Source organism: Defluviimonas sp. D31 (assembly GCF_033436765.1).
In the GTDB taxonomy this organism is placed as follows: Bacteria; Pseudomonadota; Alphaproteobacteria; order Rhodobacterales; family Rhodobacteraceae; genus Albidovulum.
In genome coordinates, this window is record NZ_JAWQFN010000013.1 from 48,369 (window position 1) to 58,623 (window position 10,255).

General features: G+C 62.7%; 8 protein-coding genes. 4 read left to right on the forward strand and 4 right to left on the reverse strand.

What is annotated here, in order from left to right; all coding sequences use genetic code 11:
* Positions 1–2 precede the first annotated feature (2 nt).
* From R5H32_RS18010 to R5H32_RS18020, 3 genes are read right to left on the reverse strand one after another with little or no spacing between them, the layout of a single operon-like run.
* Positions 3–1,166, reverse strand: a complete 1,164-nt coding sequence (locus R5H32_RS18010) for an acyl-CoA dehydrogenase family protein (protein WP_318340079.1) — start codon at positions 1,164–1,166, stop codon at positions 3–5.
* Entirely contained in the window at positions 1,166–2,008 is an 843-nt protein-coding gene (locus R5H32_RS18015) for an enoyl-CoA hydratase/isomerase family protein (protein WP_318340080.1), read from the reverse strand. Before R5H32_RS18015 ends, R5H32_RS18010 begins: the two co-directional genes overlap by 1 nt.
* A gap of 19 nt (positions 2,009–2,027) precedes the next feature.
* Entirely contained in the window at positions 2,028–4,121 is a 2,094-nt protein-coding gene (locus R5H32_RS18020) for an acetate--CoA ligase family protein (protein ID WP_318340081.1), read from the reverse strand.
* A gap of 94 nt (positions 4,122–4,215) precedes the next feature.
* Between R5H32_RS18020 and R5H32_RS18025 the strand changes: the two genes are divergently transcribed.
* The 4 genes from R5H32_RS18025 (at position 4,216) to R5H32_RS18040 (ending at position 9,650) form a co-directional block, all read left to right on the forward strand.
* A complete protein-coding gene (locus tag R5H32_RS18025) occupies positions 4,216–5,148 on the forward strand; it encodes a GlxA family transcriptional regulator (protein WP_318340082.1) in 933 nt (310 codons plus the stop codon).
* 688 nt (positions 5,149–5,836) lie between these two features.
* Positions 5,837–6,634, forward strand: coding sequence for a hypothetical protein (locus R5H32_RS18030; RefSeq protein WP_318340083.1), 798 nt, complete (start codon positions 5,837–5,839; stop codon positions 6,632–6,634).
* 62 nt (positions 6,635–6,696) lie between these two features.
* Positions 6,697–8,601 (forward strand): MFS transporter, encoded by a 1,905-nt coding sequence (locus tag R5H32_RS18035; RefSeq protein WP_318340084.1) that lies wholly within the window; start codon positions 6,697–6,699, stop codon positions 8,599–8,601.
* 59 nt (positions 8,602–8,660) lie between these two features.
* Positions 8,661–9,650: an ABC transporter substrate-binding protein gene (locus R5H32_RS18040; protein WP_318340085.1), complete on the forward strand. Its 990-nt coding sequence runs from the start codon at positions 8,661–8,663 to the stop codon at positions 9,648–9,650.
* Positions 9,651–9,706: 56 nt separating this feature from the next.
* Here the strand turns inward: R5H32_RS18040 and R5H32_RS18045 are convergent.
* Positions 9,707–10,255, reverse strand: a 549-nt coding sequence (locus R5H32_RS18045; protein WP_318340086.1) for an integrase core domain-containing protein, incomplete at its 5' end; no start/stop codon positions are given.

Consider the following 10,255-nt stretch of genomic DNA (forward strand, 5'->3'; position numbering starts at 1 on the left):
GGTCATGCTCCCAGGGGCCGGAGGAGTTGCCGGCTGATGATATGGCGCTGGATTTCGGACGTGCCCTCCCAGATCCGTTCCACTCTTGCGTCGCGGTAGATGCGTTCCAACGGCAGGTCCGACATCACCCCCATGCCGCCACAGGTCTGGATCGCCTGATCCGCGACGCGGCCCAGCATCTCGGAGCACCAGACCTTGGCCATGGCACAGTCCTCGGCGACGGTCGGAGCATTCCGGTCGACCTTCCAGGCGGTGTTCATCAGGAGAAGGTCGCCCAGCCGGATGTCGGTCGCCATGTCCGCGAGCGGAAACGATATCCCCTGGAACTTGCCGATCACCTCGCCGAACTGCTTTCGCGTCGCGGCATAGTCGAGCGCCACCTCGAAGGCGCGTTCGGCGCGAGCCTGACACACGGCGGCGACGGTCAGCCGCCCCGGCCCGAGCCAGTCGCTCACCACCTTGAAGCCCTCGCCCTCGCCGCCCACCATCTGCCAGTCACCGACCCGGACATCGTCGAACCGTAGAATGTTGTTGTAATAGCCGCGATGTCCCATGTGGTCGTAGCCCTTCGCCACCTCCACGCCGGCCGCGTCGAGATCGACGAGGAAGCAGGAGATGCGCTTGCGCGGGCCCTTCGGTGTCTCGTCCTCGCCGGTCGCGGCAAAGAGGATTACGAAATCCGAGATCTCTGCGTTCGAGATGAAGTGCTTGGTGCCGTTGATCACCCAGTCGCCGCCGTCGCGGACGGCGCGGGTCTTCATCCCCTTGAGGTCCGACCCCGCCTCGGGCTCGGTCATCGCCACGCATTCGCGCTTTTCCCCGCGCATCACGGGTTGAAGGAAATGCGCGATCTGCTCGCCCTCGCAGGCGGCGAGGATGTTGTTCGGGCGCCGCACGCATTCCGCCAAAGCCAGCGAGGCGCGGCTCAAACCCTTCTCGACCAGCGTGAACGACACGCAGTCGAGCCCCGCGCCGCCGACGCTTTCGGGCATGTTGCAGGCGTGGAGCCCGAGCTCCATGCCCTTGCGGCGGATCTCAAGTTCAAGGTCGCGCGGCAGTTCGTTGGTCTTTTCGAGGATCTCTTCGTGCGGGATCAGCTCGTGCTCGCAGAATTCCCGCACCGTGTCCGACAGCAGCCGCTGCTCCTCTGTCAGCGCGAAGTCCATCAGTCGAGCCCCTCGTAGCGGGCATTGGCGTGATCGAGCGCGGCGCGGAGCCCCTTCTCCGACGTCATCTTCGAGAACTCGGCATATTCCGGCACCGGCTGCGCGCCCATGATCGCCACCTGTTCGAGGTAATAGTCGGTCGCGGTCCGCAAGCCCTGCATCTCGTAGACCCGGTTGAGATACATCTTGTGCATCCGCTGCATCTCCCGCGGCAGCCGCGCCATCAGCGTGGCCTTCTTCCGAGTCGCCTCGGCCAGCGCCTCGGGCGCCACGACCTCGGTGACGAGGCCCATTTCCTTCGCCTCGGCGGCGGACAACTCGCGCCCCGTCAGCAGGAGGTCCTTCGCGGTCTTCATGTTGACGAGCCAGGGCAGGAACATGCAGTGCCCCGAGACGCCGTAGCGGACCTCGTTGTAGCCGAGCCGCGTGTCCTCGGTGACGATGGTCACGTCGCAGAAGAGCGACAGTTCGAACCCCTTGCCGATGGCATATCTGTGGACGCTGGCGATGACCGGCTTGGTGACGCGCCAAGACGTGGTGAACTCGTCGAACTGGTGCATGTAGTGCGCCCGGTACTCATAGATCGAGCTTCGGTCCTCGGCAGCGTCCTCGTCGAGGTCATGACCGGCGCAGAAGCCGCGCCCGGCGCCGCGGATCACGATGACGTTCACTTCCTCGTCCCGGTCGGCGCGCAGGAGGCCGGCCTGAAGCTCGGCGATCAGCCGCAGGTTCATTGCGTTCAGCTTTTCCGGCCGGTTCAGCGTCAGCCAGCAGACGTGTTCGTCGTCCACCTCGTAGATCAGGTGCTGGTAGTCTGTGGTCTCGGGCGTGATGCCATGCATTTTCGTTCTCCTTCCCGCGTCAGGCGACGCGTTCCTTCCGTTCCGCCAGTTTCAGGACCGCATCCACGGCGAGCGCGCCCTTGCGCCCGACGAGGATCGGGTTGACCTCGATCTCCTCCGCGCCCTCGGCCAGGGCGAATGCCGCCAGCGCCTCGAGCGCGTCGAGAGCCGCCTCCCGGTCGCCCGCCGGCCGCCCGCGCCAGCCCTTCAGGCGCTGGGCAACCTTCAGCCGGTCGAGCGCGCGGGCGATCTCGGCCCGCTCGAAGGGGGCTGCCAAAAGCGTGCTGTCGTTCCAAAGCTCTGCCTCGATGCCGCCGCCCGCGATCATCATCACCGGGCCGACCGACGGGTCATGCGTGACCGAGGCCATCACCTCGGCCACGACATCCAGTGCCATCGCCTCGACCAGCACAGCGTTCAAGGGAATGTCCGGGACGTGCCGCGCCATCTCGGCCCGCATCCCTTTGACGGCCTCGCGAACCGCCCCGGCAGAGGCGAGACCGATGCGGACCGCCCCCGCCTCGGTCTTGTGCAGGAGCCGCGCATCGAGCGCCTTCAGGGCGACCGGAAAGCCGATCTCCGCCGCCGCCTCCGCGGCCCTTTCGGGCTGGGTCACGCGCGACGCCGGAACCGCGACCCCGGCTGCAGAGAGCATCGCCTTGGCGGCCGCCTCGTCATGGCGCGCGCCGGGTTCTGGCGCGGCCATTGGCACCTCGGCCAGCTGCTCCGGCCCCGCCGCCAGCAGGGTCTCGCGCCGCTCACGCCACCAGACGGCGTGACCGAGCGCCCGGATGCATTCGTCGAGCCCCTGCATCGCGGCAAGGCCAAGGCTTTGGGTATGGTCACGCGCATCGGCCGGGAAGCAATCCACCATCGGCGCGATCTGCAAGGCCGCCACGTCGCGCCCCCGACAGGCCGCGCCAAGCGCCTCGACCTGCGCAGCATATTCGCTGACATCCCACATGCCGTCGCGCGGATAGTTCTGCACCATCAGCGCGAGGTCGTAACCCTCCTCGAGCAGCGAGGAATAGATCGCGGTCTGCCGCTCCGTATCGTTCCAGGCGGCCATGGTCACGTCCTGCGGATTGCAGGGCGTGGCGATCGACGGCAGAAGGTCGCGGAGCCGTTCGGCCCGCTCTCCGGTCGGCTGCGGCAGGTCGAAGCCTCCGGCGCTCAGATGGTCGGCGAGCATCACCCCCAGCACGCCCGAGACCGAGGCGACGAGCGCCCGCCGCCCCTTCGGGATCTGGCCGGAGTCGATCAGCTTCAGCGTCTCGAAGAATTCCGATTCCGAGGCGGTCGAGATGATGCCCAGCCGATCGAACAGCGCTTCCCAGGCCGCGCCCGCGCCGGTCATCGAGGCGGTATGCGAGGCGGCCGCCCGCGAGCCCGCCTCGGTCAGGCCGAACTTGATCGCGACGATGGGCTTGCCAAGTTTCAGAGCCTTCACCGCCGCCCGGCGCAGCCCCGCGATGTCGCGCAGACCCTCGAACGAAAGCCCCACGGCGGTCACGCGCGGGTCGTCGAGCAGGTAGTCGGCGCAGGCCTCCAGCCCAGTCACCGCCTGGTTGCCGCCGCCGACCATATGGGTGATCGCGAGGCCGCGGTCGGAAAAGACGGCGTCGCAGAGAAGTCCGCCGCCCTGGCTGACGATGGCGACCCCCTTCTCGATGGAATGGACCCCGAACTGGTCCATCATCGCCGCCATCGGGTCGACGAAGTTCACAAGACCCACCGAGTTCGGACCCAGCACCGCCATATCCCCGGCCGCCGCCACGAGTCGCGCCTGAAGGTCGCCGCCCTCGGTCCCCGTCTCGGCGAAGCCGGCCGCGTTGCAGACCGCGGCGCGGCAGCCGATCCTCCGCAAGCCCTCTATGGCCTCGACCGCCGCGTCCCGGCGGATCGCGACGAAGGCGAGGTCCGGCACCTCCGGCAATTCCTCGATGCTGGGCACGCATGGATATCCCTGCAAGGTCTCGTATTTCGGATTGACGACCCAGGTCGGTCCTTCAAATCCAAGATCACGGTGGTATTTCAGCGCCGGATTGAGGTTGCTGCCGCCAATGAAGGCGACCGATTTCGGTCGGAAGAGCGGCTCGAGCCGGTGTGCCATGGACGATCCCGATCAGATTCTGCTTGATCCGAGCGTAGCGGTTGGCAGAAATCCGGGGATGACTTCAACGAACGAAAAACTGACCTGATCGAACATGAAGACGATCACGATTGTCATCGGCGAGGGTTTCCCACTCCTGTCGCTGTCGCTCATTACCGAGCCGCTGCGCGTGGCGAACCGCGAAAGCCCCAAGCCGATCTTCCGCTGGCGAGTCCTCAGCGTGGACGGGCAGACGCCGCGCTCCTCTTCAGGGCGTGCGTTCGAGATCGACGGGCCACTCGACGAGGCGCCAACCGATGCCGTGATCCTGCTCGCCTCCTATGCGCCAGACCGGATGAAGTCCGATGCCTTCCTCGGCTGGCTCCGGCGCCGCGCCCGCGCCGGCTGCCTCATGGGCTGCGTCGACACCGGGGCGCTTCTCTTCGCGGAGGCCGGACTTCTGAACCGGCGCCCGGCTGCGGTGCATCACGAAGCCATCGTCGGCTTCCGTGAGAGCCGCGGCGAGGCGTATTTTGTCGACCGCCTGTTCGATCTGGACGGCGACCGCTGTTCCAGCGCGGGCGGGGTGGTCACCATCGACATGACTCTGGCATTGATCGCGCATTACGAAGGCCCGCGCCTCGCGCGGCGGGTGGCCGAGATTCTGAACTATCGGCCACTGGAATCCAGCCGTGCCGACGGGTCATTCGGTTTCGACTGGTCCGTGCCCCGGCTTGACCGGACGCTCGCCAAGGCGATCGAGATGATGCTGGCAAACATGGAGAACCCGCTGCGCATAGGCGAAATCTCCGATCGCCTGGAGTGGCCTGAATGGAAGCTTCGGCGGCTCTTCCTTCGCCATCTCGGCCTTTCGCCGCAGGCCTATTATCTCGAACTCCGGCTCGACCGGGCACGCAACCTGCTGCGCAACTCGCACGAAAGGATCGGCAGCATCGCCCTGATGTGCGGGTTCCCAGCTCCTGAGAGCCTTAGCCGCGCCTATCGGCAAAGATTTGGCGTCGCGCCAAGCGAGGACAGGGAGTTGTAGCGGTCGCAGAGGCGCGCGGCGTTGGACCGGAAGGGCTCAATTACCTTTAGAACGCGGTCCGCGTAAACTCTGAACCAATGGTCGCAATACTGCTGCAGAAAACCGATGTACGATTGGCAGCTTTGGGCGGTCAATTCACGCAGCAAAGTCGGTTTCGCGCACATTGCTGCCGTCCGAACACAATGCAGCATTCGTCTATTTGGGCTCGAGCCGACCTGCGGCGGCGCAGCGCTTCGGCCGTCGGCTTCGCTGTTCCGGGTTTCTGTCTCATCTCCACTCCTTGGCGGTTACGATTAGCCTGAAACCCTCCGTCACAAAATCAACCCAGACGTCCCAGGGGTGCTGACGGGGGACAATCGTGACAATTGCCCCTACGCAAAGAAGATCGGCTCAACCGCGTTTGGCAACGTGAAACCAGGAGTGCAACGACGGATCGAACGTCGGCATGAACCGAATGCGGCATCGCTAGGCGGCGCCGTGAGCCCTCTCTCCGATCATTGCGGCCAAGTCGCCTGCCGGCCCTGAACGGACTTTGCCCGCAGGTACCGCCGATGTCCGACCTGCAATTTGAGATCAGGGTTGAGCGCCGCGAGCGGTATGGCAATTCCTGTTAACAAGGTTTGACTGGAAAACAGACATTTGCCACGCTGACCGCAGCGGAACAGTGGTGAACTGAGGGGGAGTCGCTATGGTTCTGATCGTGCGGCTGCTTGCGACCATTGCGGCGGTGAACCTTTTTACGCTCGCTGTCTTCGTCGGTCTCGCGACGCTCCAGTACAACTCGATCCTGTCGGGTCTGATCCGTGAACGGCTTGTGGTTCTGGGCGAAACCGTGCGCGTACCCTTTCAAGCGGTCGCGGATCTCGGCGTTTCGATCGGAACGGTGCGCAATGCCGACGCTGTACTCGAACGCGCGCGCATGAGCGATGAGTCGATCGGTTTCATCCACGTCATATCCCCGAGCGGCGAGATCGTACGTTCGACTTCGCAGGCACCGGAGACGCGTGTCGAAGCGAGCATTCTCGAGGCGAGCCGAGCAGCGGCCACCGGCGCGACCTGGATCAAAGAGACCCATGACAGCTTTCTGGCCGGGACGAATATCGTCGGGGCAACCGGATCGGACGCCGGTATCATCTTGATCGAATACTCCAAACGGGACGCCAATGTTCAGATCGAGGCCATGGAGGCTCGGCTTTTGCTGCTGGCCGGAAGCGTCCTTGGCGCAACCATTCTGACCAGCCTTATAATCTTGCGGATTGCTCTGTCCGAACACCTGCGCATCTTCGACGGAATCCTGTCGACTTTTGATGGTTTCGAGAGAAAGTTCTGGCGTGGTGATCATTCCGAAGGAGAGGCCGCGACCGCTGTCAGCGGGCTGGGCATCAATACATCCGACTTCGTTGCATTGCTCGAGAGTTCCGAGAACCGCTACCAGCAAGCCAAGAAAACTCCGCCGATCAACGCAAAAACCGTTGATGAGACATGAAATCGATTAGCCAACCGGGGCGCCTTGCCGCGCGACGGGTCATACTGTGGGTCGGGCTTGTGATGGCGCTTTCGCTGCTCGTCATGATGTTCGGCACGTTGCGCGCATTCGATACCGCCATTCAGCCCGAGATGGACAAGCGCGCACGACTGATCGGCTCCACCGTCCGCGACGGGTTCGAACGTGCGCTGGAACTGGGCCTTCCGCTTAGCGCCATAGCAGGGTCCGATCGTTTCCTGCAGAAAGTGCTCACCGATTTCGACGAAGTTCGAGCTATATCGATTGTTGCCACAGACGGGACCGTCATTTCCCGCGCTGACCGTCAACGCGACACAAGAAAGTCTGTCGTGTCTCGGGTTGCAAGCGTGGGCGCCGAACAGCGTCCGCAGTTCCGCCTGCCAATTCTCAATCGCAACACGCTGGTCGGAGAACTCCGGATCGAAGTGGACCCGGCATACGTCAGAACGAGGCTGCAGGATGTATTGCTGGACGTCTTCGTCGTGGGTCTGATCTCGGTTCTTCTGGCCTTCGAACTGGTGATTTTTGTAACTGCTGCGGCCTTGGGAAAACCTCTTGACCGAATACTCACCCTGCTCCGTATGCAGGCTAAAGGGGTCTTCAGCCATGTGATCATGGCCGCGGATGCGGGAAACCTGCGACGGATCGCAAGGCGAATTTCCGACCGCGCGATGGACCTGTCAGAGCGGGCGGTGACGGCGTCCAAGCTGACGCCGATGCCACAAGCCTACTTCGTCGACGTCCGGCTGCCGCTGTTCGTATTTTCGACGGCCACGGAAATTGGCGGCGCCTTTCTTCCGCTGTACGCGCGAGATTCCGGCGGACCTGAATGGATGACAGGCGACTTCGCTGCCATCGCCCCCCTGATTGCGTACCTCGCCGCCATCGCGCTCGTCGCGCCCTTCGGCGGGGTGATCACGCGCCTCGTAAGTCCCAGGTTACTGTTTCTGTCCTGCATCCCGCTTACCGCGGCGGCGATGGTTGGCGTCGGACTTGGCCAGTCCGCACTCTGGATCGCGGTCTGGTTCGGAGCGATGGCACTGGTCTACGCCGCCGCCACGATCGCTTGCCAGGAATACGCGATCCGGACGGCACCCAAGGGGGAACACGCGCAAGCCATCGGCAGTTATCTCTTCGTCATTCTCGGCGGCGCCTTCAGCGGCACGGCGCTCGGTGGCGTGCTTGCGGATCGCATCGGCGCCAACGGGACCTTCTTCTTCGGCGCCGCTCTCGTCGTGATCTCCGGTTTGCTCGGTGCCCTGACGATATCGGGAAACGTTTCGACGCGCGACGTGGCCCAGACGCCGGAGCAGGAGCAACGACAAACCGGGGGACTCGCCGTGTTTCGGGACGTCCGGTTCATTTCCTTGGTTTTCGGTGTTGGCGCTACGATGAACATCGGCATGTCTGTCTTCATCTGGTATCTTACGCCAGTGATACTCGAAGCCGAGAACGCGCGGATTGCCGATATCGGCAGAACAATGATGTTGTACTATCTTGTTCCGGTTCTCGTTGGTCCGACCGTGGCCCGCCTCGCCGACGGCCGGATCGGCTACGCACCGATGTTGATCGGTGGAGCCGTCTTGGCCGGCTGCGCGCTGTCGTCACTCGCCTTCTGGTCCGGTTTCTGGCCAATGGTCTTCGTCGTCGCGACATTCGGGCTTGCGTACGCGATGTGCGATGCGACGCAATATGCACAAGCAATCCGATTGGCGGAAGCCACAGGAGCGCCGGGCGCCCGCGATGCCGGCCTTGGGGCGCTTCGTCTGATCGAGAGACTTGCCGCGATCTCAGGACTCGTTGCAAGCGCCTACCTGGCGGAGCACTTCGACTATGTAAGCCTCGCAGTCGCAGTTGGCCTCCTCATGTTCGTGGGGGCTTTCATGATGATACTGGCAGAAACCGGCAACGCTTTACTTCAAAAACGCGTGGTGGAAGACTTGAGTTAGGTGCGTGGAAGCTTTGGCAATGACTGCGGCGTGGCCGAAATCATGGTGAACTCATGCGAATGAAATTTCTTCTTCTGTGCGTGGCAGTTCTCTTCGGCACTATAGCGGAGGCCGAAACGAAGAAGATCTACGCAGTAACTTGGGAAGGCGAATGCGAGCATTCCTGCCAAGGATTCATAGAAACCATTGAGAACAGTGGTTTCGACGCTGAGGTAATTGTGCGGTATTCGAATCAGGACAAGTCCAAGTTGCGCGGCTTTGTCGAGGAGTCGAGGGAGCTTGGCGCGGATCTCGTTGCCACCTACGGAACCAGCGTTACGCTGGGCATTCTCGGCCGGCGGGGTGACGATGGCGATCCGCGCTTCGTGGGAGAGGACGTGCCCGCTGTCTTCTGGTATGTCGCCGATCCTTTTGGCACCGGTATCGCGGAAAGCTTCGATGGAAGCGGGCGCCAGCATGTCACAGGCACGTTCAACCGTGTCCCCGAAGAAGTGAACATCCGCACGATCCGAAGCATCGTGCCGAACTTTGACCATCTCGGCATCCTGTTCAACGGGAACGAACGAAACTCCGTCATCAAGGTCGAAGAGCACAGGGCGCTTTCCAAGGAAATGGGCTACGCATTTACAGCCATCGAACTGGACCCGGACAATTCCGAAGCGCCGGATCCTTCCCTAATCCCCTTACGGATGAAGGAGCTTTCTGATGCCGGAGTTGACTTCATCTATCTCGGATCGAGCTCCTTTCTGAGAATTCACGCGGAGGAATTTACCAGTGCAGCGGTCGCAAACGGCATCCCGGTCCTGAGCCCCTACGAAGAGCTCGTGCGCGAAAACCATGCGCTGGTCTCCATCGCGGCGCGCGCCTACGACGTCGGGCGCGTGGCGGCGGAGCAGGCGCTCCGAATCCTTAGGGATGGTGCTACGCCGGGCGACCTGCCAATCGAGCGCGTTACGGATTTCGCCTATGTCGTGAACATGGATGTGGCACGCCAGCTCAACATCTTCCCGCCGGTCGAGATGCTGCAAGTCGCGGAAACCATTAACTGACCGAATTGGACCCGACTTAAAATGACCTGCTCCCGTGAAAAGTCCTCGTTTTGAGTTTAGGTGTTCAGCCCCGGCATCTGGTGGATCGGATCGACGATGAATCGATCGGGCTCTGAACTCCAGACTTTGCAGATGTGTTCGTAAGGCATGAGGCCGCTGAGAGTCTTGAGCCTGCGGGCGAAGTTATAGGCGGCCATGACGTCGGCGAGGTGGCTGCGGAGCTGGTCGTGGTTGTCGTAGTGGAAGCGTTTGACGGTGGCGTCTTTGATCGTCCGGTTCATCCGTTCGACCTGGCCGTTTTCGGGGGATTTGATCCACTGGATCAAATCCTGATCCCTCAAACTCCAAGGGTGGTTGGGCTTGGTCAGGCGGTGCTCGATCTCATTCGCCTCGCAGATCATGTCGATGCGCATCTGTCTGGAATATGCGGTGTTGCGGTTCCTTGGCGAGAGTGTCCGATTTTTTTTAACCGACCGCCGGTCCATGCTGAGAAGAAAGTGAGCAGCCTTACCTGACTGGTCCAGTTTGATTGTTAGTGCATGAGCGGCCTCTGCTCCACTGGGATGATGGTCTCGGGTGCCGGTGATCGATAGCCGAGAGCGCTG

Bases quoted from the DNA above. Each gene is read 5' to 3' on its own strand.
- R5H32_RS18010 (WP_318340079.1), bottom strand. From the start codon at position 1,166: ATGGACTTCGCGCTGACAGAGGAGCAGCGGCTGCTGTCGGACACGGTG.
- R5H32_RS18015 (WP_318340080.1), bottom strand. From the start codon at position 2,008: ATGCATGGCATCACGCCCGAGACCACAGACTACCAGCACCTGATCTAC.
- R5H32_RS18020 (WP_318340081.1), bottom strand. From the start codon at position 4,121: ATGGCACACCGGCTCGAGCCGCTCTTCCGACCGAAATCGGTCGCCTTC.
- R5H32_RS18025 (WP_318340082.1), top strand. From the start codon at position 4,216: ATGAAGACGATCACGATTGTCATCGGCGAGGGTTTCCCACTCCTGTCG.
- R5H32_RS18030 (WP_318340083.1), top strand. From the start codon at position 5,837: ATGGTTCTGATCGTGCGGCTGCTTGCGACCATTGCGGCGGTGAACCTT.
- R5H32_RS18035 (WP_318340084.1), top strand. From the start codon at position 6,697: ATGGCGCTTTCGCTGCTCGTCATGATGTTCGGCACGTTGCGCGCATTC.
- R5H32_RS18040 (WP_318340085.1), top strand. From the start codon at position 8,661: ATGAAATTTCTTCTTCTGTGCGTGGCAGTTCTCTTCGGCACTATAGCG.